This is a genomic window from Morganella sp. HMSC11D09 (assembly GCF_001807955.1).
Taxonomy (GTDB): domain Bacteria; phylum Pseudomonadota; class Gammaproteobacteria; order Enterobacterales; family Enterobacteriaceae; genus Morganella; species Morganella morganii.
In genome coordinates this window covers 130,796-157,496 of the sequence record NZ_KV791684.1, presented here as the reverse complement: position 1 = coordinate 157,496, position 26,701 = coordinate 130,796, and the positions used below count along the sequence as shown (strand labels likewise).

Here is a 26,701-nt window from a genome sequence, read left to right as displayed (position 1 = left end):
ATGACTAATGAATGATAATATCGCGCTGAAGATGCAGCAGACCTATAACATCGCATACTGGGGCGGCAGCTATTACGGTGTGAATGACCTCGGTCATGTCACCGTCTGCCCGAATCCGGAGATGCCGCAGGCCGCCGTTGATCTGGCTGAGCTGGTTAACCGTGTGCAGAAAGAGCGGGAGCACATCCGTCTGCCTGCATTATTCTGCTTTCCGCAGATTTTGCAGCATCGTCTGCGTTCGATTAATGCCGCGTTCCGCCGTGCCCGCGAATCCTATGGTTACAAAGGTGATTATTTTCTGGTTTACCCGATTAAGGTCAACCAGCAGCGGCGCGTGATTGAAACCCTGGTCAATGCCGGGGAGCCGCTGGGACTGGAAGCCGGTTCCAAAGCAGAGCTGATGGCGGTACTGGCGCACGCCGGTATGACCCGCAGTGTGATCGTCTGCAACGGCTATAAAGACCGCGAGTATATCCGTCTTGCCCTGATGGGCGAGAAACTCGGTCACAAAGTGTATCTTGTGATTGAAAAAATGTCTGAAATCGCCGTGGTGCTTGAAGAAGCCAAAAATCTGGATGTGGTACCGCGCCTGGGCGTGCGGGCGCGTCTGGCGTCTCAGGGATCCGGTAAATGGCAGGCCAGCGGCGGCGAGAAATCCAAGTTCGGTCTGGCGGCCACCCAGGTACTGCAGCTGATTGATATGCTGCGTCAGGCAGACAGCCTCGAGAGCCTGCAGCTGCTGCATTTCCACCTCGGTTCGCAGATGGCGAATATCCGCGATATCGCGACCGGTGTCCGTGAATCCGCCCGTTTTTATGTTGAACTGCATCAGCTGGGTGTCAATATTCAGTGCTTTGATGTCGGCGGCGGCCTCGGGGTGGATTATGAAGGTACCCGTTCGCAGTCTGACTGCTCTGTGAACTACGGGCTGAATGAGTATGCCAATAATGTGATCTGGGCTATCGGCGATGCCTGTGAAGAGCACGGCCTGCCGCACCCGACAGTTATTACCGAATCCGGCCGCGCCCTGACGGCGCACCATACCGTACTGGTATCCAATGTGATCGGTGTTGAGCGCAACGAGTTCTCCCCGGTGGCGGCGCCTGCCGAAGACGCACCGCGTCCGGTTGCCAGCCTGTGGGAAACCTGGGAAGAGATGCAGAGCAAGGGCAATACCCGCTCTCTGCGCGAATGGCTGCACGACAGCCAGCTCGACCTGCATGATATTCACACCCAGTACGCGCAGGGCATGCTGTCCCTGACTGAACGCGCCTGGGCGGAAGGGCTGTATCTGAATATCTGCCGCCGTATCCAGCAGGATCTGGATCCGGGTAACCGCGCACACCGCCCGATTATCGATGAACTGCAGGAACGCATGGCGGATAAATTCTATGTGAATTTCTCGCTGTTCCAGTCACTACCGGATGCGTGGGGGATTGATCAGCTGTTCCCGGTACTGCCGATTGAAGGGCTGGATAAGCCGCTGGATCGCCGCGCGGTGCTGCTGGATATCACCTGTGACTCCGACGGTATTATCGACCACTATGTGGATGGTGACGGGGTGGCGACCACCATGCCGATGCCATCTTATGACCCGGAAAATCCGCCGATGATGGGCTTTTTCATGATTGGTGCTTACCAGGAAATCCTCGGCAATATGCATAACCTGTTCGGCGATACCGCTGCACTGGATGTGTATGTCGGCGAAAACGGTCAGGTGCGCTATCTGGAAAGTGAAGAGGGCGATTCCGTGGCGGATATGCTTCAGTATGTGAAGCTGGATCCGAAAATTCTGCTCGAACGCTTCCGTGATCAGGTGAAAATCTCTGATCTGGATGAAGAGGAGCAAAAGGCCTTTACCGAAGAGTTCGAGAGCGGCCTGTACGGTTATACCTATTTAGAAGATGAATAATACCCGGCGGGATAATACGTCCGGTTTTGTGTCAGTAAGACATTAATAAAGGAATCATTATGATTAACAGCACATTAGGTAATCAGACCGATAACTCACTGGTCTCTAATGCGTTTGGTTTTCTCCGCCTGCCGCTGAATTTCCAGCCGTACACCAGTGACGCTGACTGGGTGATCACCGGTGTTCCGTTTGATATGGCGACCTCCGGCCGCGCGGGTTCCCGTCACGGACCTGCAGCCATCCGTCAGATTTCAACCAATCTGGCCTGGGAAGGTAACCGCTGGCCGTGGACATTCGATATGCGCGAGCGCCTGAATGTGGTGGATTGCGGTGATCTGGTGTTCGCGTTCGGCGATGCACAGGATATGAGTGATAAGTTACAGGCACACACAGAAAAAGTGCTGGCGTCCGGTAAAAAATGTCTCTCTTTCGGGGGCGATCACTTTGTGACTCTGCCGCTGCTGCGCGCGCATGCCAAACATTTCGGTAAGATGGCGCTGGTGCATTTCGATGCCCATACCGACACTTACGGCAACGGCAGCAAATTTGACCACGGCACCATGTTCTATCACGCCCCGAATGAGGGACTGATTGACCCGGCGCATTCCGTGCAGATTGGTATCCGTACCGAGCATGAAACAGATAACGGTTTCACCGTGATTGATGCGGCGCAGGTCAATGACCGCACCGTGGATGATGTGATTGCTCAGGTGAAAGCGATTGTCGGTGATATGCCGGTTTATCTGACCTTCGATATCGACTGTCTGGACCCGGCATTTGCCCCGGGCACCGGCACACCGGTTATCGGCGGGCTGACAACTGACCGCGCGCTGAAACTGCTGCGCGGCCTTCAGCCGCTGAATATCGTCGGCATGGATCTGGTGGAAGTGGCACCGGCGTATGATCAGTCCGATATTACGGCACTGGCCGGCGCAACCATCGCACTGGAAATGCTCTATCTCCAGGCCGCGAAGAAAGGCTGAAACCGGTTTCACCACCGTTAAAACAAAAGACCCGCAGTGCGGGTCTTTTTGCATTTCAGCGGGATTATTTTTTCTTCGCGTATTTCAGTGAATCCAGCGCGACGGCAAAAATAATGATGCTGCCCTTGATAATGTACTGCCAGTACGGGTTGATGCCGATATAGGTCAGACCGTAGTTTATCAGGGTAAAAATCAGCACCCCGGTCACCACACCCAGCACAGTCCCGACCCCGCCGGAGAAGGACACGCCGCCCACCACACAGGCCGCGATGGCATCCAGCTCATACATAAAGCCGAGGTTGTTGGTTGCACTGCCGATACGTCCGGCTTCCAGCAACCCGCCGAAGGCATAGAACACGCCGGATAAGGCGTAAATCATAATCAGGTTCAGGCCGACATTCACGCCGGACACTTTAGCCGCTTCCGGGTTACCGCCGATGGCAAAAATGTTTTTGCCGAAGCGGGTTTTATTCCACAGGATCCAGACAAAAAAGACGGCTATCGCGGCATAGAACGTAATATATGACAGCTTAAAATCACCGAAACGGATAAATCCCTGGGCAAATTCAGAGAATTTCGGATCAAACCCCGCTACCGGTGAAGCACCGACAGAGTCGTAATACAGGGAGTTGATACCGTAGACGATGATCATGGTACCGAGTGTGGTAATAAACGGCGTGACATTGAGATAGGCAATAATCAGGCCGTTAACCAGACCGATAACTGCTCCGACCGCACACACCAGCAGGATCACCATCGGAATAGACCAGGTTTCCATCTGCGGGAAAACTTTGTTCACGTTTTCCATGGATTGCAGCAATGTCGCCGCAATCACCGCCGCCAGCCCGACCTGGCGCCCGGCGGATAAATCCGTACCCTGGGTGACAATCAGCCCCGCGACACCCAGCGCGATAATAATCCGCACCGAGGATTGGGTGAGGATATTACTCAGGTTCATCAGGCTGAGGAATGTCGGATCCTGAATGATAATAATCGCCAGTAAGACCAGCAGAACCACATAAATCCCCCCGTCCTTCAGATAGGACAGGAAGCTTTTTTTATTTAATGCTGCGCTCATTGTTAATATCCTTAAAGGTGAAGGGAGGCGAGACGTAAAATCTCACTCTGCGAAGTGTCACGGGTGTTGACGATACCGGCGACCTCACCGTTGCTCATCACCAGAATCCGGTCTGTGATCCCCAGCAGTTCCGGCATTTCGGAGGAAACGATAATGATCCCTTTTCCTTTTTTGGCCAGTTCAGTAATCAGCTGATAAATCTCAAATTTTGCCCCGACATCAATACCCCGCGTCGGTTCATCCAGCATTAACACTTCCGGTTGTGTCAGCAGCCAGCGGCCGATAATTACCTTCTGCTGATTTCCGCCGGACAGCGAGCCTATCTGGGTGTGATGGCCGGGGGTTTTCACCCGCATGGCATCAATCACCCACTGGGTATCACTTTTCATTTTGCTGTTATCCAGCAGACCCAGTTTATTTTTATATTTGCCCATGTTTGAAATCAGCGAGTTAAAGCTGATATTTAACCAGGCATAGATTCCCGTGGCGCGGCGCTCTTCGGTGACCAGTGCGAAACCGTGATTAATGGCTTCATTCGCACTGTTGTTCTTAATGGTTTTCCCCCTCAGCGTGATGGTGCCGGAGGATTTCTCGCGGATCCCGAACAGGGTTTCGAGAATATCCGTCCGCTTGGCACCGACCAGACCGGCGATACCGAGGATTTCCCCCTGATGCAGATCGAAACTGATATCGCGGATAGACGGCTGGCGCAGAGACGTCAGGTTTCTGACTTCCAGCATGACATCTCCCGGCGTGCTCTGTTTTTCCGGGAAACGCTGGCTGAGTGTGCGCCCGACCATGGCGGCAATAATATTATCCATCGTCAGCCCTTCGAGGGGCTGTGTGGAGATCCACTGGCCGTCACGCAGAATGGTTATCTCATCACAGAGACGGAAAATTTCTTCCATTTTGTGGGAGATATAGACGATGCCGCAGCCGCGATCTTTCAGCTTGCGGATAATGGTAAACAGATGATTGACTTCTTTTTCGGTCAGGGAGGAGGTCGGCTCATCCATGATCACAATTTTTGCGTTATAGGAAAACGCCTTGGCGATTTCGATCATCTGCATTTGCGAGACGGACAGATTGCGGACTTTTTCCCGCGGATCGATATCGATATCCAGCTCATCAAAGATGGCCTGGGTGTCTTTCAGCATCTTGTTCTGATCGACAAAAAACCCTTTGGCGGGATACCGTCCCAGCCACATGTTGTCCATCACCGAGCGCTGAAGCACCAGGTTCAGCTCCTGATGCACCATGGACACGCCGTGTTCCAGTGCCTCTTTTGAGCCTTTAAAATCAATTTCCTGTCCCTGAAACAGGATGCTGCCGCTGTCTTTTTTATAAATCCCGAAAAGGCATTTTAATAATGTGGATTTACCGGCACCGTTTTCGCCCATCAGGGCATGAACGGAGTGCGGTCGTACCCGTAAATTGACATTATCGAGTGCCTTAACGCCGGGAAATGATTTATTGATATGCATCATTTCCAGCAGATATTCGCCTGAGCTGTCGGCCATACATACACCTGGCTAATGTTATCGTTCCGGACACGCCCGCAGCACGGATGCTGCGGGCGGAAAGAATCACCGCTTATTTTATAAACTGTGACAGGTTCTCTTTATCCACGCCGACATACGGCACACGGATAACATTGTTTTCAATCTTGTAGCTGGTGCCTTCCGCTGCTGGTTTGCCTTCCGCCAGGTTTTTGGTGATAGCCATGGTGGCTTTCGCCTGGTTTTCCGCGTCATTCAGCACCGTACCGGCCATTGCCCCGGATTTCACCATGGAGAGGGCTTCCGGCAGGGCATCCACACCAAAGACCGGGATGTTGGTTTTGTTGTGTGCTTTCAGGGCTTCAACCGCGCCCATTGCCATCGCGTCATTGTTGGCAATGACCACTTCGATTTTGTCTGCATTCGGGCCGGAGAGCCATGCATCCATTTTATCTTTGGCCTGTGCGGTATCCCACATTGCGGTATCGAGCTGAAGCTGCTCTGTCGGGATGCCTTTCTCATTCAGGGTTTTGACCGAATAGGTGGTACGGGCTTCCGCATCCGGGTGACCCGGCTCACCTTTAATCAGCACATACTGAATTTTGCCGTCTTTGTTCAGATCCCACGCCGGGTTGGCTGCCCAGTGTTTGGCAATCAGCTCACCCTGGATAACCCCGGATTCTTTGGAGTCGGTACCGACAAACCAGGCTTTGTCGTAGCTGTCGAGGGCTTTGCGGGAAGGCTCTTTGTTGAAGAACACCACCGGAATATCATTGGATTTTGCTTTGTCGATGATCACCGGGGCGGCGGCAGGGTCAACCAGGTTGATCGCCAGTACTTTAACGCCCTTGGCCAGTAACACATCAATCTGATCATTCTGTTTGGACTGGTCGTTTTGTGAATCATTCATCAGAAGGGTGATTTCCGGTGAATTTTTTGCATCTTTTTCAAGGGCTTTACGAACGATAGACATAAAGTTGTCATCGTATTTGTAGATGGTCACACCAATACGGGTATCAGCCTGTGCCTGTGCCGCAGCACCAAACAGCATGGCGGCGGCAACGCCTGCCAGGACAAAATGCTTCTTCATTCTCTGCCTCCGGGTCGGGGGATAGGGTACAGTTTTTATTTATGACGCCACCTGTTATTCAGAGGAAAGGCAGGGGCGGTGTTTATCATTCTTCCGGCAAATGATAATAATAATTTATAAATAAAACGGCATGCCGGTAAGAAGATGGCAGAACCTGGGACATGACGATAACGTCAGGAAACGCCCGGATCATAAAATGAGAGTTGTTATCCGTCTGTGAATAGACTCACAGATTGAAAACGTTTACATGGAGAAAGATCACCGGTAGGCAGAAGAGTGACGGATAACCAGGGTCGGCATAAACACATGGGACTCCGGCGGCGGCAAGGTTCCGGCGGCGCCCGCTAAGGCAAGTTCTGTCGCCAGCATGGCCATGGAGACCACCGGGTAGCGTACTGTGGTCAGCTTCGGAGTGGTGAAACGGGCGGCGGGAATATCATCAAAGCCGATCAGGGAAAACTGCTGCGGCACGCGGATACCGTTTTCATTCAGCACCGACATAGCGCCGGCCGCCATGGCATCGTTATAGGCAAACACAGCGGAGAGTGCCTGATTACGGCTCAGCAGCTCTATCATGGCGGCCTCACCGCCGTCAGAATCCGGCGAACCGGCGGCATACCAGGCTGCACCAGTTGTCAGTCCGGCGGCTTTCATGGCACGGGTATAACCCTGATAACGCAGGGTATTATCTTCTATCTCATGGGTGGAGCCGAGATAACCAATGCGCTGATGCCCCTGAGAGATCAGCAGACGGGTCGCCATTTCCCCGCCGGACAGGTTATCCAGCCCGACACAGCGGTGCTCAAAACCGGGAATAACGCGGTTAATAACGGTCATGCCGGGCACCTGACGGAGAAAATCACTCAGTTCCGCATCACTGAGCGCTTTGGAATGCACCACCAGGGCGTTGCAGCGCTGGCGGATCAGAACCTCTATCGCATGGCGCTCCTGTTCGGCCTGATGGTAGCCGTTGCCGATCAGCACATGCTTGCTGTGCTGCTGGGCGACTGTGTCCACCGCTTTGACCAGCGCGCCGAAAAACGGGTCGGCCACATCCATCACCACCACGCCGAGAATATCACTGCTCTGGCTGGCCAGTGCCTGTGCATTGGCGTTTGGCCGGTAATCCAGCTCAGTCACGGCGTTCATCACCAGTTCCCGGGTCTCTGAGCGGGTGGCCGCCGTATTGTTCAGCACACGGGATACCGTGGCAACGGAGACACCGGCGCGTTTTGCAACATCACGGATAGTTACGGGGTGTATAGATGTCATCAGAAATTACAGGTCAGAGGTAATGAAACATGTTGCCATCTTAACCCGGAGTGCGTGATGACCGTGTGATTCATCTCACAGCAAAAGAAAGCGTTTACATTGATTTTTTCGGATTATCCGCCTGTAACGGGAAGCTGAATCCCTTCACCAGAGTCTGTAACAGCGTTTTGGGTTACATTCACTGAAATTATTAATATATAAATGATACTGATTGTTTTGTTTCCGGCGGGTGGGTTATGCAGGACAGGGAATGTTACGGAATGAGACTCCGATGAATTTTGTTACAGCGATGTGTTGTCACATGGCAGGACAGTTGCTCATTATGTGCTTACCGGCTTGCAACCCGGGTAAAAACGCGTATGTTTTTAAATGAGTATTAATATCATAACGAAATACCTCACTCATAAGGAGCACATCATGGCACTAACGGGTAAAGTGGTTCTGGTTACCGGCGCTGCACAGGGGATTGGTCGTGGTATTGCACTGCGCTTAGCCAAAGAAGGGGCGGATATCGCGCTGGTGGATCTGAAAGAAGAAGGGCTGGCGAAAGTCAAAAAAGAAGTGGAAGCCCTGGGCCGCAAAGCGGCGGTATTCACCGCAGATATCAGTCAGCGCGATCAGGTTTTTGCGGTTGTTGATAAAGCAGAACAAGCATTGGGCGGTTTTGATGTTATCGTCAATAACGCCGGTATTGCACAGGTTAAAGCCATTGAAGATGTGCTGCCGGAGGATATGGATCGTATTTTCCGCATTAACGTCGATGGCACGATGTGGGGAATTCAGGCCGCAGCGGCCAAATTCAAAGCACGCGGACAGAAAGGGAAAATCATTAACGCCTCATCCATTGCCGGACATGATGGTTTTGCCTTACTCGGCGTCTATTCCGCCACTAAATTTGCGGTCCGCGCACTGACACAGGCGGCGGCCAAAGAATTTGCCAGCAGCGGGATCACCGTGAATGCTTACTGTCCGGGGATTGTCGGCACGGATATGTGGGTGGAAATTGATGAGCGTTTCTCTGAAATCACCGGCGCACCGAAAGGGGAAACCTACAAAAAATATGTCGATGGTATTGCGCTGGGCCGCGCCCAGACTCCGGATGACGTGGCGGCACTGGTTGCCTTCCTGGCAAGCGATGACTCGGATTACATCACCGGCCAGGCGATTCTGACCGACGGCGGTATTGTTTACCGCTAACTTATTGCGTTTATATTCACAGACATCCGCCGCATGCTGAATGCGGCGGATTTTTTTATGTATACTGATCCGCAGGATAACGCTGCGGGTGACAGGCATGAAATACGATCTGAATGACCTTTATTATTTTGTGAAAGTGGTGGAATACGGCGGATTTTCCCCGGCGGGTGAGGCGCTGGGTATTCCGAAATCCCGGCTCAGCCGCCGTATTGCTGACCTGGAGCAGAAGCTGAATATTTCACTGATCTACCGCTCCACCCGGCAGTTTCATGTCACTGAGATCGGCCAGACCTTCTACCAGCAGTGTAAAAATGTGATTGATGAGGCGGAGATCGCCGAAGAGATTATCTGCTCGGTACAGGGGCATCCGCGCGGCAGCGTGAAGTTTTCCTGTCCGGTCGCGCTGTTACAGGCTTATCTTCAGGATCTGCTGACAGATTTTATGGTGAAATACCCCGATATTGATGTGCAGATCCTGGCAGTTAACCGTCCGGTGGATGTGATCAGCGAAGGGTTTGATCTCGCACTGCGGGTGCGCTCCCTCCCGCTGGATGATTCCGGGCTGACCATGAAAGTGCTGGGCTATTCGCGGCGTATCCTGGTTGCTTCACCGCTGTTATTTACCGGAAAAGCGGCACCTCAGCATCCGGACGAACTGACAGAATTCCCGATCCTCGCCAACAGCGAACAAAAACAAAACTACACGCTGACACTGACCGGCGAAGACGGCAGCAGCATCACCAAACACCTCACAGCACGCCTCGCCACCACTGATGTCATGACACTGCACCGCGCGGCATGCAAAGGGCTGGGCATTGCCCGTCTGCCGGAAGGTGTGGTTCTCAATGATTTGACTGCCGGACGGCTTGTCCGTGTTCTGCCGGGCTGGCAGTTCCCGCAGGATGTGATTCACGCAGTTTTCCCGTCCCGCAAAGGGCTGTTACCCGCCGTGCAGGCACTGCTGAATTATCTGGCGGAACATGTACCGCAGACGGCGGCGTTTTCGGGGCAGGAGTAAATTATTCGGCTGATTAACAGCAATAAAAAAGCCACATAAAAATGTGGCTTTCTGAATCAGGTTTTTACAACTTTTTCTGTTGGGGAATGTCGCTGCCATTCTCCGGGTGATTATTTTGCTCTTACAGACCGGACCATCACCGAAGGTGCCTGCGCGAACCCGTATTCCTGACGAAATGCTTCATATTTACCGAGCCGGGGGCGTATGCCGGCTCCCGCAGAAATCACTTTCTGACCCGCTTACTGTAGCGCACTTTTTTTCATGCATCAAGTTGCTATAAATTACTCAGTAAACAGATAGCTGTAGTACAGGAAAGACCGGCATTCCGGAGTTCTGCGGAGGCTGATATCAGTGTTGTGCCGGTTGATAACAGGTCATCAACTAAAATGACAACGCGATTGTTGTCAATTGTATAATTAAAGTCCGGATTTAATTTCCATGGCGGAAAATAGTGTCTTATTTTATTGGGAACATGCTTCATCGAAAAAACAGTATTAGGGGCTGATTTTCTCAGTTCAGCTAATATTCTGAAAACCATTTTTTTGTGGGAGTCTGCAATATCCGGGGAAGTCGTATCATAGTATGCAAGTACATCACGGGCAGTCCGTTTGATAACGAAATGAGTATGCATTGTTATACCAAACAGGCGGGAAATTCTTCTGGCGAGGATGCAGGAAACATTTGATGATGATGGCATTGCAAATAAGGCACACGGTTTTTCCGGTATTCTTTGCCTTATTTTATTCAGGATAGTGGTAAAAGAAGGTTTGAACTTACAGAGTTCTTCGTTTGTGATCCTGTAGTTATAAATACCTTTTAATGAATATATTAACGGGTTTCCGTCACGGTCAGTGTCACCAAATTTAGTTCGCCGGTAAATACTGTAAACGGTTATCTTTTCAGCATTACCTATAGCTGTTATTTTCGGGTTTTTTCCTGTGGCGGTGATGACTCTGTGTTCATGATCAGGATTAAAGCTAACCCTTTTATCTGCTGAAATATCAATGCCCAATGGTATGGCTTCCCTTTAATATCAGTGATATTTGAACGGTAACACAGCATGGGTAGCCAATATTTAAACGACAGTGATATTGAAGACAATTCACGGAAACGAAAACAATGAGGCAAATAACCACGCTATTCGCCTCATTTTGTGAGGCAAATAGCGGTCGTATTTGCCTCATCGGTCTTACTCAGCGGGGATATGTCCGAAACGGCCGCTGTTGAAATCCTCAATGGTTTCGCGGATTTCCTGCTCGCTGTTCATCACAAACGGGCCGTAACCGACAACCGGCTCATCAATCGGCTCGCCGCTGAGGAACAGGACAACCGCATCTTCGGTGGCTTCCAGCAGAATGGTGCTGTCAGTGCTGTCAGTGCCGTCCAGGATCATCAGCTCGCCGGTGTGCAGTGGTGCGCGGCTGTCGACATAAATACTGCCGTGCAGAACGATCAGTCCGGCGTTGCGGCTGGCTTTTGCCGCCAGTCCGGTGACTTTTCCGGCTTTCAGGCGCAGATCCCACACATCCATTTCCGTGAAGGTCCGGGCCGGACCGCGTGCTCCGGCATATTCTCCGGCGATCACCCGTAATGTCCCGGCGTCATTCGGCAGTGCCACTGCCGGAATGGCGTTATTTTCCAGTAACTGATAACCCGGTGCGGCGGATTTTGCGGAAGCAGGCAGATTCACCCACAACTGCACCATATCCAGCGTGCCGCCTTCCCGCATAAAGCGGTCAGAATGGTATTCCTGATGCAGAATACCGGATGCGGCAGTCATCCACTGCACATCACCTTTACCGATCACGCCGCCCTGACCGGTGGAGTCATGGTGAGCCACCTCGCCGTCATAGACGATAGTTACGGTTTCAAAGCCGCGGTGCGGGTGCTCACCAACTCCCCGGTTGGCGCCTTCTGATGGCGGGAAATCCGCCGGACCGGCGCGGTCGAGCAGGATAAACGGATTCAGATGTTTGCCGTGATTGCTGTAGGAAAACATCTGGCTGACCGGAAATCCGTCGCCGACCCAATGGCCTTTCGGTGCGCGGTAGGTGCCGATAATGTTTCTCATGATGTCTCTCCTGATAATTATGTATAAACAGATAATAAGGGCGCGAACTATCAAGGAGTAGTCATGAAAACGGGTTTCACTGTTGCAGAAACAGAACAGTCAGCCCCGGGTTATCCGGTGTGTAATGATTCCCGGCACCACTGAGCCAGCCGGGCGATCGCATCCTCCACGTCCTTATCACAGCCGAACCCGGCGTTGAGCCGGAAACAGCGGTCATAGCGGTTGTCGGTGGCAAAGATATGGCCCGGCGCAATGCCGATCCCCTCCGCCCGTGCATTGAGAAACAGCTCCCGCACATTCAGGCTGCCTTCCGGCATGGTGACCCACAGAACATAACCGCCTTCCGGTTCGGTCACGGTGGTGCCCGGCGGAAATTCCCGCAGCACAACACGGCGGATGTTCTGCACCTGTGCCGCCAGTTCACGGCGCAGGCGGCGCAGATGAGCATCATAGCCACCGTTGCTCAGCAGTTCGCTGATAGCTGCCTGCGGCAGGACCTGAGAGCCCATCGAGGAGGTGTATTTGAGGGAGGTGATTTTGCGCATGTAATGCTGACTGTGAACCCAGCCGATACGCACGCCGGGTGCGATGGTTTTGGAAAATCCGCTGCACAGAATGACATTGTGACTGAATGCCCGCATCGGGAACGGGCGCTGCCCGCCGAATGCGGCATCACCGAAAGTATCATCCTCAATAATGATCACACCGTTTTCATCCGCCTGACGGGTTATCTCCGCTTTGACTTCATCCGGAATCGTTTTGCCCAGCGGATTATTGACGTTGGCGAGTGTCACAAAAGCTTTTACCGCTTTGCGGCGGAACAGGGCGGTGAGTTTATCGCAATCGACATAACCGTTTTCACAGGCATCCACTTCGGTCAGCCGCAGATTGAGATTACGCAGCATCTGCAGCAGTACAAAGTAACAGGGGGATTCCACTGCCACCGCATCCCCGGGGCTGAGCGTGGCGCGCAGTGCCAGTGATAAGGCTTCAATACAGCCGTTGGTGATAAGCAGGGTTTCCGGTGTGATATGGCAACCGTAACTGACTGCACGGCGGGCAATTTCCTCTTTCAGCGGTGCATAGCCGGTGCCTTTGACCGAATCCCCCAGCAGGAACGGCTTGCTGTAACTGAGCTGACGCATGATAAGACTCAGTTTTCTGACCGGATAGAGTTCCCGCCGCCCGTTAGCCAGATCGAGCCGGACACGGCACTCTTCGCCGACCATCGACATATGCAGTTCCGTCTGTTCATCCAGCGGGGCAAAATCGGCGGTGTGTGTCTCTGTACTGCGGCTTTCCGCAGCGGCAGGCTGAACCGGGGCGACAAAAAAGCCGGATTTCGGCCGCGCCACCGCAACATGCTCATCTTCCAGCGTGCGCAGCACTTTCAGGGCGGTGGTCAGGCTGACATTGTACTGTGCGGCCAGAACACGGACGGACGGCAGACGGCTGTCCGGCGGTAAAACGCCCTCGCGGACAGCCTGTTTTATCTGATCGGCCATCTGCCGGTAGCGCGGAAGCTGTACCATCTGTTCTGCCTCATTCTTACGGGTTCTGTGTGTTTCTGTAAGAGTACGTTGAGAGTAAATTATGACGCAAGGGTTTCTCCGGCTGACTGTGAGGTTTATATGACAACATTTGACAAAATCACCTGTTTACTGGATTCACGGGCGGTTTCCTTTGAGGTGATCGAGCATCCGGCGGAAGGCCGTTCTGATGCGATAAGCAAAATCCGGGGGAATAAACTGAGCCAGGCGGCGAAAGCGATGGTGTTACAGGTTACCGGCAGCACACCGGACATCCGCTATGTGCTGGCGATTGTGCCGGGAGACTGCAAAGTCAATTTTAAAAATGCCGCGAAACTGGCGGGTGGGAAAAAAGCCTCATTTGCCGCGCCGGAAACGGCACAGGCACTGACCGGCTGCCCGATGGGTGCGGTCCCGCCGTTCAGCTTTAATGACGAACTGACGCTGTATGTTGATAAGCGTCTGACCGGTGCCGGACGGGTATTTTTTAATGCCGGTGAACTGGTGAGATCGGTGTCTCTGGCAGCGGATGACTATTTCAGTGTGATCGGTCATGATCGCATTGCGGATATTGCGGTACCTCCCGCCGCAGAATAACAATGATAACGGAGAATAACGATGGAATATTGTGTTGCTGAACTGACGGATATGGATCAGGTAAAAGCCTTATTAAAACGTTATCATCTGACCACCATCAGTGATGAAGACAAGCCGGACGGTTTTGTCACCACACAGATGAGTGATGAACAGATGGTTGATCTGATTGAAAATGAGCAGGGATTATTTGTCGCCAAACAGGACGGAAAGGTGGTGGCGTTTGTGATGGCGGCATCCTGGCAGTACTGGTCACCGTGGCCGCTGTTTGCCCATATGATTGATAAACTGGGTGATTATGAGTTTGCCGGTCAGACGCTGACCACAGAGAACTCGTATCAGTACGGCCCGGTCTGTATTGATGCATCACTGCGCGGGCAGGGCGTGCTGGAAGGGCTGTTTGCTTTTGCGCTGGAAAAAATGTCGCAGCGGTTTGATATCCTGGTGACCTTTATCAACAAGGTTAACCCGCGCTCTTATGCAGCCCACACCCGCAAGCTCGGGCTGACGGTGCTGGATGAGTTCGGATTCAATAATAACCATTATTACTGGCTGGTCTGCGAAACCCGCTGAACAGTCCGGAAAAATAAGAAACCCGCCGCAGCCGCTGAATAATCAGGGCTGCGGCGGGGTTTTCAGAGATGATTACACTAATTCTTTCACGTCGAAGTTAACTTCGCCGCTTAAATCAGCATCATAATCAACGCCGTCCAGACCAAAGCCGAATAAACGGAGGAACTCCGCTTTATAGCCCTGATAGTCGGTTAAGTCGTTGATATTATCATCTGTCAGCTGCTGCCAGATTTCACGGCAGGTGTTCTGCACATCATCGCGTAATTCCCAGTCATCCAGGCGCAGACGCTGTTTTTCATCGGTTTCCGGCGCAGAACCGTTAAACAGTTTAGTAGCAAATAAGCGCTGAGTCTGTTCAATACAACCTTCGTGAATGCCTTTCTCTTTCATGATCTTAAACACGATAGAGATATATAACGGCATAACAGGAATAGCGGAAGAGGCCTGAGTCACGACAGATTTCAGAACGGCAACATACGCTGCGCCGCCTTTGGCCTGCAGTTTCTGATTGATCGCTGCTGCTGCGCGATCCAAATCTTCTTTGGCTTTGCCCAGTGTACCGTGCCAGTAAATCGGCCATGTTAAATCGGTACCGATATAGGAGTAGGCAACAGATTGTGCATTATCTGCCAGAACACCGGCTTCCTCTAATGCATTCATCCACAGTTCCCAGTCCTGGCCGCCCATGACTTTAACGGTGTCTGCGATTTCCTGCTCATTGGCCGGTTCAACAACGGCTTCGATCAGCACGTCTTTGTTGGTATCGAGCGCGACAGATTTGTACGGTTCGCCGATAGGTTTCAGCGCTGAGCGGACAATTTCACCGGTTTCCGGCATTTTGCGGACCGGAGATGCCAGAGAATAAACAACCAGATCGATCTGACCCAGATCCTGTTTAATTAAATCAATAACGTTCTGACGGCATTCATCAGAGAAGGCATCACCGTTAATGCTTTTTGCATACAGGCCTTCTTCTTTGGCGGCTTTATCAAAAGCGGCTGCGTTGTACCAGCCGGCAGAACCGGTTTTGTTTTCACTGCCCGGCTTTTCAAAAAATACACCGATAGTCGCTGCACCGCTGCCGAAAGCGGCATTGATACGGGAAGCCAGACCGTAACCGGTGGATGCACCAATCACCAGAACCTTTTTAGGCCCGTTTTTCAGTTCGCCGCAGGATTTCACACGGGCGATTTGCTCACGAACATGGGCTTCACAGCCCGCCGGGTGAGCGGTAGTGCAGATAAAACCACGAATTTTAGGTTTGATAATCATAGTTATTTTTTCTTGGTAGCCAACAATCAGGGGGTAATATACCTGATCTTCTCAGTTTACTTAAGACAATGCAGCGATAAACCCGCAGAGCAGACCAGTTAATTCCCGCTTTGTTATCCGGAATGCGGTGTATTTTATTATTGTGACGGACTGATCCATTTTCTGCCGGATAGCCTCCGGTATTTCCGCTATGATAGCCGTCATCATAACGGACAACCCGTCAGCGGAGTTACTGTGGCATTTGACATTTTCCGGAATATCCTGCATTACGGCTGCCATTTTCTGGTGCCGGTTCTGTTTGCCCGGCTGTTCTGGCGGCAGCACTGGAAAGCGGCGGCGATGATTATGATTGCCACTATGGTGATGGATGCGGATCACCTGCTGGCAGATCCTGTCTTTGACCCGGACAGATGCAGTGTCGGTTTTCATCCGCTGCATACTGTGTGGGCGGCGATTGTGTATCTTATTCTGCTGCTGATCCCGTCATGGAAAGTACGGGCGGTGGCGGTCGGCTGCCTGTTCCATCTGTTTACCGACGGGATGGATTGTTACATGGGTAGTCTGAAGCAGGGCACGGAATATGCGGCGGTGCAGGCATTAAAAAACCCGCCGGGGGCGGGTTTTTGTGCGGCTGAGATCATCAGAACGGATTTTTCAGTGCAGGGACCGGGACTTCCGCTCCCGGTAAACTGACTGCCGGGGCTTTGATATCAAGCGTTGGCGCGGAGGTTCCCGGAACGGAGATGCCCACTTCCGGGGCCGTGATTGACGGTGCGTCAACATCCACAGACGGCATGGCGGATTCCGCCGCTGACGTTATCTCTTTTTTCACGGATGACATCCGGCTGTTTTCAGCCTGCGGGCGTGCCGGAGGCACTTTCCCGTTACGATCAGAGGAAACCGGTGTGCTTTGTTGTCCCTGCGGGGCGGTTTGTCCGCTCTGTCCCCCGGCGACCAGTTGTGCATCCGGTCTGCGCATCTGACCGTTATCCGGCCTGAACTGTTCCGCACCGGTCTCTTTATTCACCATTGTGCCGTCAGACGGTGCACCGGAAACCATCCCGGGTCACTGTGCGGCTGCCGTTGCGCGACACTTTCGCGGCTCAGCAGGTACGGCTTACAGTGCCTTAATCTATTAGTGTTATCCGAAGCGTGACAGGGATAGAAATAAAAAGCCCGGCGAAGGTGCGCCGGGCAGGAATATGAACATAAAATGTTTATTCGGATAAACTGTCTTTCATTACTTTTTGGAAAGTTTCCCATCCGCAATAGCCGTTTTTATCAACCGGACAGTTTTTCAGTTCCAGTGTGACTTTTTGCGGCGGAGTTTTTAAAGAAAGATAACTGTTATTCCGCAGCTGATCAGATGACTGGTAAATATAATCAATCTTCACATAGGATTTATTATCCGCTTTATTTGTCCAGCGCTGGAACACTAATTTGCCGCCGATTGGCGTATGTTCATACTGTTCCGGCAACTGATACGGTTTAAATTCCAGGGCGGAGAGCAGGGAGGCAATATTGGAATCATGCCCGGCCAGGAAGGTAAATTTCGCTTCACTGCCCGGCGCAGCGGCGGCAAAGTGCTGATTAATATAGTTCAGCAGCGGATGTGCCACGTTTTTCGCGATAATACGCGGGGTGAAAAGAGATTCCTGATAGCCGTTTTTCAGGGTATTCAGCGCAGTCCACTGCTCCGGCGTGGTGACTTCGCCCCAGGCGACCTGGTCTGCCGGGAAACCTTCATAATATTGCAGGTCGATGGCATCCACCGCAGAGTTTGCCATTTTCAGCGGGCCTTTCACGCCCGGCTCTTTGCCGGCTTCAATAATAAAGCTGTTTTTGCCGTCGGCCAGTGAACAGAGTTTGTTGGTTTTGCACTGTTCTGAGTCTTTGATATTCAGCACCTTATTCAGTGCCTGATAACCCGGTGTCAGATCCAGCCCTTTATAATGACTCTCCATTGCAGCGAGGGCAGTCTGTTTAAACTCTGCGCTGTCATTGGTGATGATCGGGTTAAAAACCGGATCCATGGTGCCGATTTCCGGCTGGTGGTTCACGGTGACGGTACAGCCCGGGAAAGCACCGGCGGTAAAGAACTGCGCGGTGGCAATCGTGCGCTGAAGGCTGTTGGCGTAGACATTCAGCTCTTTTTCACCGGTCGGGCACAGGGTGTCCGGCAGCAGTTTGTTCTCATCCAGCCACTCGCGGAAATAGTGGCCCATATAGACTTCCAGTGCGCCGCCTTTGGTGGTCAGATAACCGCTCTGCGCATCCCACGCAGGCCAGGTTTTATCGGTGATTTCGGTCAGAATACCGGTATTCACAATCGGCGTGCGCAGGTTGTGGCGGCTCATCACCAGAACCTGTTCCAGTGTCATATCAGCGGAGGATGTATCAGCAAAAGCGGGCAGGGCGGGAGTCAGTAATGCGGCTGCAAGTGAAAGCGTCAGTAAGGTTTTTTTCATCCGGAACACTCCTGTTGTCATTATTTTCGAACCGATATTAATGACTGAAGCGATTCATATTTACCGGGAGCAAACTCTCAAAACAGTGATCAGCACCGGAAATAGCGCTTAAGTAAAGGTGCGGTGAAATTTTTCTTCAGATAAAAGCCTCTGGGCAGTGTTTGTATCGGTTGTCCGTGCGGACCGATAGCTTCTGTGAGTGCCCGGCTGTTGGCCGCTTTCGGGCGGATCTGCATCACCTGACCATGACGGGCGGTGATCTGCTCCACTTTCCCCAGCACAATCATATCCATCAGCTCTTCCCAGTCCGCCCGCAGCAGACGTTCTTCCTCCTCCGACGGTGACCACAGCAGCGGTGAACCGACACGGCGCTCTGCCAGCGGGATATGACGCGCACCTTCCACCGGCACCCACAGCACGCGGGAGAGCTTATGACGCACATGACAATCCGCCCAGGTAACGCCGCTGTTGCCGGTCAGCGGGGCGACACAGACAAAGGTGGTTTCCAGCGGCATGCCGGATTCATCCACCGGAATGGTTTTCAGCTCTACCCCGAGGTGAGCAAAATCCTGCTCTGCCTTACTGCCTGCATCTGCGCCCAGCCAGTATTCCAGCAGCATGCCGACCCAGCCTTTATCGCGGCGCAGATCCGGCGGCACCGGTATACCGGCACAGTCCGCCAGCTCACCGAAAGTGGCACCGGCAAGGGATTGGGCGCGGCTGAGCAGCTCAGATTCGCTGGCCGGGGGTAACGGCGGCTGAAAAAGTTGAGTCATGTTATGTGCTTAAAAGTTGAACAGTGTTATCAGGTAAAATAATACATAGGCATGAATGAAAAATAAATATTATCTAATTTATTGATATATAGCTATTAATTTTCGCCACCGCAACAAGTACAGAAGGTTGTGCACCAGCATCCTCAGACAATAAACAGGATCTTACACTGAGTTATCCACAGCTTTATGGGATAAGTGAAAAACAGCCTCACTACTGGTTTGATTTACAGGCTTGACTTCCGCCTGTTTTCGCGTTTCAGCAGGGGTTTTGCTCACGGATAAGTCACAATCTGTGGATAACACCGGGTGTGGTTATTTTTTGTGCTGTGTAAGTCTGTGAAAAAAAATGCCGGTGTTTTTTTCAGATGATTCTCTGTTTTTATTTCCGTACTGATATGATTTAACAGGGTTTATTTAAAGATTGTGATTTTATCAACAGGGGGCAGTTAAAAACTATACCCCCATTACCCTTGCGTTTTTCACAACTATATCCACAGAAAACGTGAATAAAAGCCGGTTTTTTATCAGAGGGTGTTTATAACTTTGCCTTTTTCTGTGAATTAACTTTCCGGGGGGATAAACCAGGCGGATTTAAAATCAAACCAGCCGAAGGTATTCATTTTGACGCCCCGCATACTGCGCTGCCCCTGTAATTCAAGCCAGTGATGGAACAGCGGGAACAGCATCTGCCTGTCAATGATCTGCTCACACCATGCCGCCAGAGACAGGGAACGCTGCCGCCATTGCTTCAGCGGCGCACGCAGGTCATCGCCCAGACAGCGGCGCAGCAGCGGCAGCTCGTACAGGGTGGCGAAAACCGAAAAATCCAGCGGCTTATAAAAGTTGGCGGTCGCCAGCCAGAAATCACTGTCACAATCGCCGTTAAACCAGGTGTCGTAATCAGTGATATTAATCGTCAGTTTTACACCCTGTTCTGCCAGTAACTGCTGCAATAATTTGCCGATAGCATGGTATTCGTGATGATCCTGATAATAGGTCAGTGTCAGTTCTGTCAGGTCAGCCGGTTTTTCACAGGGCGGGATAAGTTTGCTGTGATGCCAGCGCAGCAGCAGCCCGTAAGCGGGCCACCAGTGGCGCTGATACAGGGGTTCGCAGTGATACAGCAGATTGACCGGGGTCATCAGGCTGTTGAGCCAGCGGCGGATATCTTCCCGCTCTCCTTTTGCCGAACGCGTGTCGTGCAGCAGGAAATAGCAGCCTTCCTCCATCCGGCTGTCGAGAGAATCCCGCTCCGGCCCGTCCGCACCGATATGCAGGGTGGTACAGACCATTTTTTCTTCCAGCTCCGGCACCACCAGCACAGAAACTTCATCCAGCAGGGCGCGGAAGCCGTAATAATGGTCAAAGGCACGGATTGTCAGTTTACGGTCATTGTTACAGATCACCTGATACGGGCCGGTGCCGACAGGGCGGCGGGCGAAATCCGGCAGTTCCTGCCACTCATGGGGCAGAATGGCGGCGTGCGGGCTGCCGGTCAGTACCGGGAACCAGCTGTCGGCCTCATTCAGTGTGATATCGATAATGTAAGGCATATCGGAACGGACAGTGCGGATATGGCTGAACAGCGGGGGTGTGTCACGCAGGCGCTCAAAAGAGGAAATGATATCCACCATCTGCAACTCACGGCCGTGATGGAAAAATATCGCCGGGCGCAGCCAGAAACGCCACTGTTTGTCGCCGGTCTGCTGCCAGTGATGCGCCAGCGCCGGGACAGCTTCCCCGTTTTCCTCATTTATTGCCGTCAGTCCGTTAAAAATCTGGCTCAGCAGATGGACTTCCGAGCGGCGCAGCGGCGAGCCGGGCAGTAAATTATAAAAAGGTCGGTAATAGACAATGCGCAGCAGACTTTTTCCCTGCCGGAAGCTGCGCTCCAGCTGGGATAACACCATCTGGCGCATCGCGTCCTTATCATTGACCATCGCCACCAGTTTTTCGATATTGTCCTGTTCGATCAGCTGTTCGGCACGGGCGTGCTGGAGGTCCCGTCCGCTTTGCAGAAAACAGAGACGTGAGCGCTTACCCCGTCCGGTTTCTGCCTGCCAGCTGAGCCAGCCCGCTGTCTGCATACTGCTGAGCAGAGAGCGGACATGACGGCGGGAACAATGCAGGATATCGGCGATCTCCTGAAGCGTGGTATCGGTCTCCTGTCCCTGATGATGCTGCCACAGGCGGATAAACTGGTGCTGGAGGCGTGGTGTGCTCATAAAAGAGGAACTCCGGTCGGTTTTCTGTCCATTTTTATTTCCATATATTACGTCCATACTCAATGTCATTAAAGCAGCTCATGACGTCAGTGTGATACCTGACTCACTCCCGATTCTTGAGTAATGGTGACTTTTACCGCCAGCCGAAAGGCTGGTTTTTTTCTGTCCGGTGATCCGGAAAAAGAGGCGGGGAAAACGGGGAAAAAAGCTGCCATCACAAAAGGGGGTGATGGCAGGGGTTCAATGGTGGAAATGGATCCGGTTATCAGTTCATAAATGCAGGCAGTTTTTCCTCAAAACGGGAAATCATGTCGTCATGCTGTAAGGTGAGGCCGATACTGTCGAGGCCGTTCATCATGCAGTGACGACGGAAGGTATCAACACTGAACGGATATTCCAGCTCACCGGCGATCACTTTCTGGTTCTCCAGATCAACAATAATCTGTGCACCTTCTGTTTTTTGTACCCAGTCAAAGAGCGCATCAATCGCGTCTTCGGGTAATTTCACCGGCAATAATTGGTTGTTGAATGAGTTACCGTAAAAAATATCCGCAAAGCTTGGCGCAATCACCACTCTGAAGCCGTAATCTGTTAAGGCCCACGGCGCGTGCTCACGGGAGGAGCCGCAGCCGAAGTTTTCACGGGCCAGCAGAATGGATGCGCCCTGATAACGCGGGGCATTGAGGATAAAATCCGGGTTCGGCACCTGTCCGTCATCATCGAGAAAACGCCAGTCATTGAATAAATGCTGTCCGAAGCCGGTGCGGGTCACTTTCTGCAAAAACTGTTTCGGGATAATGGCATCGGTATCCACGTTGGCGGCATCCAGCGGTGCGGCAATGCCCTGATGTACAATAAATTTTTCCATGGTTTTCTCCCTCAGCGCATCTCAATGGTACGGATATCGGCGAAACTGCCGGTGACAGCGGCTGCGGCGGCCATGGCCGGGCTGACCAGATGCGTGCGTCCGCCGCGCCCCTGGCGGCCTTCAAAGTTGCGGTTGCTGGTGGAAGCACAGCGCTCCCCCGGTGCCAGACGGTCATTGTTCATCGCCAGACACATCGAGCAGCCCGGTAAACGCCATTCAAACCCGGCATCGGTGAAGATTTTATCCAGACCTTCCGCTTCCGCCTGGGATTTCACCGGCCCGGAGCCCGGAACCACTATCGCCTGCACACCCGGCGCGACTTTGCGCCCTTTGGCGACGGCAGCAGCCGCGCGTAAATCCTCAATCCGTGAGTTGGTGCAGGAGCCGATAAACACCTTGTCGATTTTCACATCGGTTAATTTTTTGCCCGGCGTTAAATCCATATACGCCAGCGCTTTTTCTGCCGAGGCTCTTTCCACCGGGTCGGTAAAGCTCTCCGGTGCGGGAATGGCCCGGCTGATATCAATCACCTGACCGGGATTGGTGCCCCAGGTGACCTGCGGGGCGATATCAGCGGCATTGATAATAATTTCCGCGTCATATTTTGCATCCGGATCACTTTTCAGTGTCTGCCAGTAAGCCACAGCTGCATCCCAGTCCGCGCCCTGCGGGGAGAACTGACGGCCTTTCAGATAATCAAAGGTGGTCTGATCCGGCGCAATCATTCCGCCTTTGGCGCCCATTTCGATTGCCATATTACAGACGGTCATCCGGCCTTCCATGGAGAGTGCCTCAATGGCATCCCCGCAGAATTCCGCGATGTAACCGGTGCCGCCCGCGCTGCCGGTGTGACCGATAATCGCCAGTACAATATCCTTGGCGGTGATACCGGGAGCCACTTTGCCGCGCACTTCAATTTTCAGGGTTTTGGCCCGCGCCTGTTTCAGTGTCTGGGTGGCTAACACATGTTCCACCTCGGAGGTGCCGATACCAAAAGCCAGCGAGCCGAATGCGCCGTGGGTGGCGGTGTGGGAGTCACCACAGACAATGGTCATGCCAGGCAGGGTGATGCCCTGTTCCGGCCCCATCACATGCACAATACCCTGAAACGGATGGTTCAGATCATAGAGACGGACACCAAAGGCCTCACAGTTTTTGATCAGCTCCTGCATCTGGTTACGGGCCATTTCACCACAGGCATTGATATCTTTGGTCTGCGTGGAAACGTTGTGATCCATGGTGGCGAAGGTTTTTTCCGGGCGGCGCACCGGGCGGTTTTTTGCCCGTAATCCGTCAAACGCCTGCGGAGAGGTCACCTCATGCACCAGGTGGCGGTCGATATACAGGATCGGTGTTTCGTTTGCTTCTTCACGAACCACATGGGCATCATATAATTTCTGATATAAAGTTTTTCCTGTGCTCATCTTAAGCCCCTTCTGTAATCAAACGCGCGATAATGTCGCCCATTTCGTCTGTGGTCACACTCTTGCCGTTTCCGGCCACATCCCGGGTGCGGTATCCGGCATTCAGTGCCTGATTGACCGCATTTTCGATGCTGTCCGCCGCTGCATCCTGCCCGCAGCTGAAGCGCAGCATCATGGCAGCGGATAAAATCTGGGCCACCGGGTTGGCAATATTCTGCCCGGCGATATCCGGCGCAGAGCCGCCTGCCGGTTCATACAGACCGAATTTTTTCTCATTCAGGCTGGCGGACGGCAGCATGCCCATGGAGCCGGTGATCATGGCGCACTCGTCGGAGATAATGTCGCCGAACAGGTTGGAGCAGAGGATCACATCAAACTGCGACGGATCTTTGACCATCTGCATGGCGGCGTTATCGATATACATGTGTGACAGCGCGACATCCGGATACTCTTTGGCGATTTCTGTTACCACTTCGCGCCATAATACGGAACTTTGCAGTACGTTGGCCTTATCAATCGATGTTACCTGGCCACGGCGTTTTTGGGCGGAGGCAAAGGCGATACGGGCAATACGCTCGATTTCAAAGCGGTGATACACCTCGGTATCATAAGCACGCTCATATTTACCTTCGCCTTCACGGCCTTTAGGCTGCCCGAAATAGATCCCGCCGGTCAGTTCGCGGACACACAGGATATCGAATCCGCGTGCGGCGATATCACTGCGCAGCGGGCAGAACGCTTCCAGCGCAGGATAGAGCCGTGCCGGGCGCAGGTTACTGAATAATTTGAAATGTGCCCGCAGCGGGAGCAGAGCGCCGCGCTCCGGCTGGGAGTCCGGCGGCAGTTTTTCCCATTTCGGGCCGCCGACAGAGCCGAACAGTACCGCATCGGCCTGTTCGCAGCCTTTCAGTGTGGCCGGCGGCAGCGGGTGGCCATGGTTGTCGATGGCAATGCCGCCGACATCATATTCACTGGTGGTGATGGTCAGGTTAAAGCGGGTGCGCACCGCATCCAGCACTTTAATCGCCTGCGCCATAATTTCAGGGCCGATTCCGTCGCCCGGTAAAACTGCAATATGAAATTGTTCCGACATAATTACACCGCTTCCTTTGTCTCTGTATTGTTGTTATGAGTATCGTTGTGCATGTTGTTATCTGACTGTATACGCCGTTTTTCTTCTTTTACCTGTCCGGCGCGCCAGATGCTGTTGATGGCGTGGATCATGGCCTGGGCGGAGGATTCAACAATATCGGTCGCCAGCCCCATACCGTGGAATTTACGGCCTTCATACTCCACCACGATATTCACCTGACCCAGTGCATCCGTTCCCTGACCTTTGGCAGTCAGCTGATAGGCGGCGAGGGTCAGCGGGTAACCCGCGATACGGCGGATGGCTTCATAAGCCGCATCCACCGGGCCGTTCCCCTGGGCGGATTCCGAGATAATGTCATCCCCGGCCTGCATTCTGACCATCGCGGAGGCTTTGACACCGGTACCTGACTGGGTGTTGAGGAACGCCAGCGAGAAATGTTCCGGCTCCTGGTGCTGCTGCTTCATAAACACCAGCGCTTCCAGGTCGTAATCGAAAACCTGACCTTTCTTGTCCGCCAGTTGCAGGAAGTCGGCGTATAATTCATCCAGGTTATAGTCACCTTCCTGATAACCCATTTCCGCCACCCGGTGTTTCACCGCCGCGCGGCCGGAACGGGAGGTCAGGTTGATTAAGTTATCTTTCAGGCCGATGCTGTCCGGCGTCATGATTTCGTAGGTTTCGCGGTTTTTAATCACGCCGTCCTGGTGAATACCGGAGGAGTGGGAGAAGGCATTGCTGCCGACCACGGCCTTGTTCGGCGGTACCGGGGTGTTGCATAACTGGCTGACCAGCTGGCTGGTGCGGTAAATCTCTTTGTGATTGATCCCGGTGCGCACGCCCAGCATTTTTTCCCGCACTTTAATCGCCATAATCACTTCTTCCAGCGCACAGTTCCCGGCGCGTTCGCCTAACCCGTTGATCGTACCTTCAATCTGGCGGGCTCCGGCCTGTACGGCGGTGATGGAGTTGGCAACGGACATGCCCAAATCATCATGGCAGTGGACAGAAATGATGGTTTTGTCGATATTCGGCACGCGGTTGAACAATTCACTGATAATGCCGCCGAACTGGTACGGTGTGGTGTAACCGACGGTGTCCGGAATATTGACCGTGGTGGCTCCTGCGTTAATCGCGGCTTCCACAATACGGCATAAATCATCGATATCGGTGCGCCCGGCATCTTCGCAGGAAAACTCAACGTCATCGGTAAAGCGGCGGGCATGTTTAATCGAGCCGACCGCCATATCGATGATGTCAGCAAAGGTCTTGCGCAGTTTGGTTTTGACGTGAATACCGGAGGTGGCGAGCACCATATGCAACCGGAAGGCTTCCGCGACTTTCAGGGATTCCGCTGCGGCATCAATATCGCCGATCACACAGCGGGATAATGCCGCGATACGGCTGTTTTTGATTTCGCGGGCGATAGTCTGCACTGACTGAAAATCACCGGGAGAGGAGACAGGGAAACCGGCCTCAATAATATCAACCCCCATGCGTTCGAGCTGGAAAGCAATCTGTAACTTCTCTTTGACACTGAGACTGGCCTGTAATGCCTGCTCCCCGTCACGCAGTGTGGTATCAAAAATGATGACGTTATCGCTCATGTTGTGATCCTCTCGGTTATTTCTTGTTCTGTTTTCCGGTTTGCAGGTATAAAAAAACCCGCGACATTGCGCGGGTTTTTCAGGTCTCAGGGAGAAAGTTATGAGGAACTTCCGGCCACGAACCCGCCACGCGCAGTTAAGGCGATAATTAGCAG

At 52.8% G+C, this 26,701-nt stretch carries 24 protein-coding genes; 8 read left to right on the top strand and 16 right to left on the bottom strand.

Annotated features, from left to right (window positions below):
- The first annotated feature begins 7 nt into the window (after positions 1–7).
- Positions 8–1,912, top strand: coding sequence for a biosynthetic arginine decarboxylase (speA, locus tag HMPREF3119_RS08565; protein WP_004237771.1), 1,905 nt, complete (start codon positions 8–10; stop codon positions 1,910–1,912).
- Between the two features lie 59 nt (positions 1,913–1,971).
- Positions 1,972–2,895: an agmatinase gene (speB, locus tag HMPREF3119_RS08560; protein WP_004237772.1), complete on the top strand. Its 924-nt coding sequence runs from the start codon at positions 1,972–1,974 to the stop codon at positions 2,893–2,895.
- A 64-nt stretch (positions 2,896–2,959) separates the two neighbouring features.
- On the opposite strand, the gene mglC is transcribed toward speB, so the two are convergent.
- From mglC to galS, 4 genes are all read right to left on the bottom strand, one after another.
- On the bottom strand, positions 2,960–3,973 hold the full coding sequence (mglC, locus tag HMPREF3119_RS08555) for a galactose/methyl galactoside ABC transporter permease MglC (RefSeq protein ID WP_004237773.1): 1,014 nt from the start codon (positions 3,971–3,973) through the stop codon (positions 2,960–2,962).
- 11 nt (positions 3,974–3,984) lie between these two features.
- Entirely contained in the window at positions 3,985–5,493 is a 1,509-nt protein-coding gene (gene mglA, locus HMPREF3119_RS08550) for a galactose/methyl galactoside ABC transporter ATP-binding protein MglA (RefSeq protein ID WP_004237775.1), read from the bottom strand.
- Between the two features lie 73 nt (positions 5,494–5,566).
- Complete coding sequence (gene mglB, locus HMPREF3119_RS08545; protein WP_070579344.1) at positions 5,567–6,562, bottom strand: galactose/glucose ABC transporter substrate-binding protein MglB; 996 nt, start codon at positions 6,560–6,562, stop codon at positions 5,567–5,569.
- 258 nt (positions 6,563–6,820) lie between these two features.
- Complete coding sequence (galS, locus tag HMPREF3119_RS08540; RefSeq protein ID WP_032098325.1) at positions 6,821–7,834, bottom strand: HTH-type transcriptional regulator GalS; 1,014 nt, start codon at positions 7,832–7,834, stop codon at positions 6,821–6,823.
- A 417-nt stretch (positions 7,835–8,251) separates the two neighbouring features.
- Here galS and HMPREF3119_RS08535 point away from each other — a divergent pair, with 417 nt between their 5' ends.
- Entirely contained in the window at positions 8,252–9,031 is a 780-nt protein-coding gene (locus HMPREF3119_RS08535; RefSeq protein WP_004237779.1) for an acetoin reductase, read from the top strand.
- A 97-nt stretch (positions 9,032–9,128) separates the two neighbouring features.
- Positions 9,129–10,049 (top strand): LysR substrate-binding domain-containing protein, encoded by a 921-nt coding sequence (locus HMPREF3119_RS08530; protein ID WP_024474829.1) that lies wholly within the window; start codon positions 9,129–9,131, stop codon positions 10,047–10,049.
- Between the two features lie 274 nt (positions 10,050–10,323).
- Here HMPREF3119_RS08530 and HMPREF3119_RS19120 read toward each other — a convergent pair whose 3' ends face one another.
- The 3 genes from HMPREF3119_RS19120 to HMPREF3119_RS08520 all read right to left on the bottom strand — a co-directional run bounded on the left by HMPREF3119_RS19120 (position 10,324) and on the right by HMPREF3119_RS08520 (position 13,652).
- Positions 10,324–11,061: a phosphoribosyltransferase gene (locus HMPREF3119_RS19120; RefSeq protein WP_115072384.1), complete on the bottom strand. Its 738-nt coding sequence runs from the start codon at positions 11,059–11,061 to the stop codon at positions 10,324–10,326.
- A 177-nt stretch (positions 11,062–11,238) separates the two neighbouring features.
- Complete coding sequence (locus HMPREF3119_RS08525) at positions 11,239–12,120, bottom strand: pirin family protein (RefSeq protein ID WP_070579340.1); 882 nt, start codon at positions 12,118–12,120, stop codon at positions 11,239–11,241.
- A 110-nt stretch (positions 12,121–12,230) separates the two neighbouring features.
- Entirely contained in the window at positions 12,231–13,652 is a 1,422-nt protein-coding gene (locus tag HMPREF3119_RS08520) for an aminotransferase-like domain-containing protein (RefSeq protein ID WP_004237783.1), read from the bottom strand.
- 99 nt (positions 13,653–13,751) lie between these two features.
- Here HMPREF3119_RS08520 and HMPREF3119_RS08515 point away from each other — a divergent pair, with 99 nt between their 5' ends.
- The gene (locus HMPREF3119_RS08515; protein ID WP_046024160.1) at positions 13,752–14,246 is read left to right on the top strand and encodes a YbaK/EbsC family protein; all 495 of its coding nucleotides are present in this window, start codon (positions 13,752–13,754) and stop codon (positions 14,244–14,246) included.
- Between the two features lie 21 nt (positions 14,247–14,267).
- Positions 14,268–14,816, top strand: coding sequence for a GNAT family N-acetyltransferase (locus HMPREF3119_RS08510; protein ID WP_024474833.1), 549 nt, complete (start codon positions 14,268–14,270; stop codon positions 14,814–14,816).
- A gap of 72 nt (positions 14,817–14,888) precedes the next feature.
- Here HMPREF3119_RS08510 and fabV read toward each other — a convergent pair whose 3' ends face one another.
- Complete coding sequence (fabV, locus tag HMPREF3119_RS08505) at positions 14,889–16,088, bottom strand: enoyl-ACP reductase FabV (RefSeq protein ID WP_004238434.1); 1,200 nt, start codon at positions 16,086–16,088, stop codon at positions 14,889–14,891.
- Positions 16,089–16,322: 234 nt separating this feature from the next.
- Between fabV and HMPREF3119_RS08495 the strand changes: the two genes are divergently transcribed.
- On the top strand, positions 16,323–16,781 hold the full coding sequence (locus HMPREF3119_RS08495; protein WP_004242057.1) for a DUF6122 family protein: 459 nt from the start codon (positions 16,323–16,325) through the stop codon (positions 16,779–16,781).
- Here the strand turns inward: HMPREF3119_RS08495 and HMPREF3119_RS08490 are convergent.
- The 4 genes from HMPREF3119_RS08490 to sgrR form a co-directional block, all read right to left on the bottom strand.
- Positions 16,729–17,148, bottom strand: a complete 420-nt coding sequence (locus tag HMPREF3119_RS08490; protein ID WP_036416772.1) for a hypothetical protein — start codon at positions 17,146–17,148, stop codon at positions 16,729–16,731. The two genes, HMPREF3119_RS08495 and HMPREF3119_RS08490, sit on opposite strands and share 53 nt — an antisense overlap.
- Positions 17,149–17,305: 157 nt before the next feature.
- The gene (agp, locus tag HMPREF3119_RS08485) at positions 17,306–18,556 is read right to left on the bottom strand and encodes a bifunctional glucose-1-phosphatase/inositol phosphatase (RefSeq protein WP_015422921.1); all 1,251 of its coding nucleotides are present in this window, start codon (positions 18,554–18,556) and stop codon (positions 17,306–17,308) included.
- 89 nt (positions 18,557–18,645) lie between these two features.
- Positions 18,646–19,332, bottom strand: a complete 687-nt coding sequence (gene mutH / locus HMPREF3119_RS08480; protein WP_036416775.1) for a DNA mismatch repair endonuclease MutH — start codon at positions 19,330–19,332, stop codon at positions 18,646–18,648.
- Between the two features lie 560 nt (positions 19,333–19,892).
- Complete coding sequence (gene sgrR, locus HMPREF3119_RS08475) at positions 19,893–21,557, bottom strand: HTH-type transcriptional regulator SgrR (RefSeq protein WP_070579337.1); 1,665 nt, start codon at positions 21,555–21,557, stop codon at positions 19,893–19,895.
- Positions 21,558–21,680: 123 nt separating this feature from the next.
- Here sgrR and HMPREF3119_RS19370 point away from each other — a divergent pair, with 123 nt between their 5' ends.
- Entirely contained in the window at positions 21,681–21,833 is a 153-nt protein-coding gene (locus HMPREF3119_RS19370; RefSeq protein WP_168162282.1) for a hypothetical protein, read from the top strand.
- On the opposite strand, the gene leuD is transcribed toward HMPREF3119_RS19370, so the two are convergent.
- From leuD to leuA, 4 genes are read right to left on the bottom strand one after another with little or no spacing between them, the layout of a single operon-like run.
- Positions 21,823–22,425, bottom strand: a complete 603-nt coding sequence (leuD, locus tag HMPREF3119_RS08470; RefSeq protein ID WP_004238441.1) for a 3-isopropylmalate dehydratase small subunit — start codon at positions 22,423–22,425, stop codon at positions 21,823–21,825. The two genes, HMPREF3119_RS19370 and leuD, sit on opposite strands and share 11 nt — an antisense overlap.
- An 11-nt stretch (positions 22,426–22,436) precedes the next feature.
- Entirely contained in the window at positions 22,437–23,849 is a 1,413-nt protein-coding gene (gene leuC, locus HMPREF3119_RS08465) for a 3-isopropylmalate dehydratase large subunit (RefSeq protein WP_036416780.1), read from the bottom strand.
- Position 23,850: 1 nt separating this feature from the next.
- Positions 23,851–24,942, bottom strand: a complete 1,092-nt coding sequence (gene leuB, locus HMPREF3119_RS08460; RefSeq protein ID WP_004238443.1) for a 3-isopropylmalate dehydrogenase — start codon at positions 24,940–24,942, stop codon at positions 23,851–23,853.
- Positions 24,943–24,944: 2 nt separating this feature from the next.
- Complete coding sequence (gene leuA, locus HMPREF3119_RS08455; protein ID WP_070579334.1) at positions 24,945–26,546, bottom strand: 2-isopropylmalate synthase; 1,602 nt, start codon at positions 26,544–26,546, stop codon at positions 24,945–24,947.
- Positions 26,547–26,701 lie beyond the last annotated feature (155 nt).

What these genes read in the sequence shown, in the direction of transcription:
- speA (WP_004237771.1), top strand. Translation starts at nt 8, where the DNA reads ATGAATGATAATATCGCGCTGAAGATGCAGCAGACCTATAACATCGCA.
- speB (WP_004237772.1), top strand. Translation starts at nt 1,972, where the DNA reads ATGATTAACAGCACATTAGGTAATCAGACCGATAACTCACTGGTCTCT.
- mglC (WP_004237773.1), bottom strand. Translation starts at nt 3,973, where the DNA reads ATGAGCGCAGCATTAAATAAAAAAAGCTTCCTGTCCTATCTGAAGGAC.
- mglA (WP_004237775.1), bottom strand. Translation starts at nt 5,493, where the DNA reads ATGGCCGACAGCTCAGGCGAATATCTGCTGGAAATGATGCATATCAAT.
- mglB (WP_070579344.1), bottom strand. Translation starts at nt 6,562, where the DNA reads ATGAAGAAGCATTTTGTCCTGGCAGGCGTTGCCGCCGCCATGCTGTTT.
- galS (WP_032098325.1), bottom strand. Translation starts at nt 7,834, where the DNA reads ATGACATCTATACACCCCGTAACTATCCGTGATGTTGCAAAACGCGCC.
- HMPREF3119_RS08535 (WP_004237779.1), top strand. Translation starts at nt 8,252, where the DNA reads ATGGCACTAACGGGTAAAGTGGTTCTGGTTACCGGCGCTGCACAGGGG.
- HMPREF3119_RS08530 (WP_024474829.1), top strand. Translation starts at nt 9,129, where the DNA reads ATGAAATACGATCTGAATGACCTTTATTATTTTGTGAAAGTGGTGGAA.
- HMPREF3119_RS08525 (WP_070579340.1), bottom strand. Translation starts at nt 12,120, where the DNA reads ATGAGAAACATTATCGGCACCTACCGCGCACCGAAAGGCCATTGGGTC.
- HMPREF3119_RS08520 (WP_004237783.1), bottom strand. Translation starts at nt 13,652, where the DNA reads ATGGTACAGCTTCCGCGCTACCGGCAGATGGCCGATCAGATAAAACAG.
- HMPREF3119_RS08515 (WP_046024160.1), top strand. Translation starts at nt 13,752, where the DNA reads ATGACAACATTTGACAAAATCACCTGTTTACTGGATTCACGGGCGGTT.
- HMPREF3119_RS08510 (WP_024474833.1), top strand. Translation starts at nt 14,268, where the DNA reads ATGGAATATTGTGTTGCTGAACTGACGGATATGGATCAGGTAAAAGCC.
- fabV (WP_004238434.1), bottom strand. Translation starts at nt 16,088, where the DNA reads ATGATTATCAAACCTAAAATTCGTGGTTTTATCTGCACTACCGCTCAC.
- HMPREF3119_RS08490 (WP_036416772.1), bottom strand. Translation starts at nt 17,148, where the DNA reads ATGGTTTCCGGTGCACCGTCTGACGGCACAATGGTGAATAAAGAGACC.
- agp (WP_015422921.1), bottom strand. Translation starts at nt 18,556, where the DNA reads ATGAAAAAAACCTTACTGACGCTTTCACTTGCAGCCGCATTACTGACT.
- mutH (WP_036416775.1), bottom strand. Translation starts at nt 19,332, where the DNA reads ATGACTCAACTTTTTCAGCCGCCGTTACCCCCGGCCAGCGAATCTGAG.
- sgrR (WP_070579337.1), bottom strand. Translation starts at nt 21,557, where the DNA reads ATGAGCACACCACGCCTCCAGCACCAGTTTATCCGCCTGTGGCAGCAT.
- HMPREF3119_RS19370 (WP_168162282.1), top strand. Translation starts at nt 21,681, where the DNA reads ATGGTGACTTTTACCGCCAGCCGAAAGGCTGGTTTTTTTCTGTCCGGT.
- leuD (WP_004238441.1), bottom strand. Translation starts at nt 22,425, where the DNA reads ATGGAAAAATTTATTGTACATCAGGGCATTGCCGCACCGCTGGATGCC.
- leuC (WP_036416780.1), bottom strand. Translation starts at nt 23,849, where the DNA reads ATGAGCACAGGAAAAACTTTATATCAGAAATTATATGATGCCCATGTG.
- leuB (WP_004238443.1), bottom strand. Translation starts at nt 24,942, where the DNA reads ATGTCGGAACAATTTCATATTGCAGTTTTACCGGGCGACGGAATCGGC.
- leuA (WP_070579334.1), bottom strand. Translation starts at nt 26,546, where the DNA reads ATGAGCGATAACGTCATCATTTTTGATACCACACTGCGTGACGGGGAG.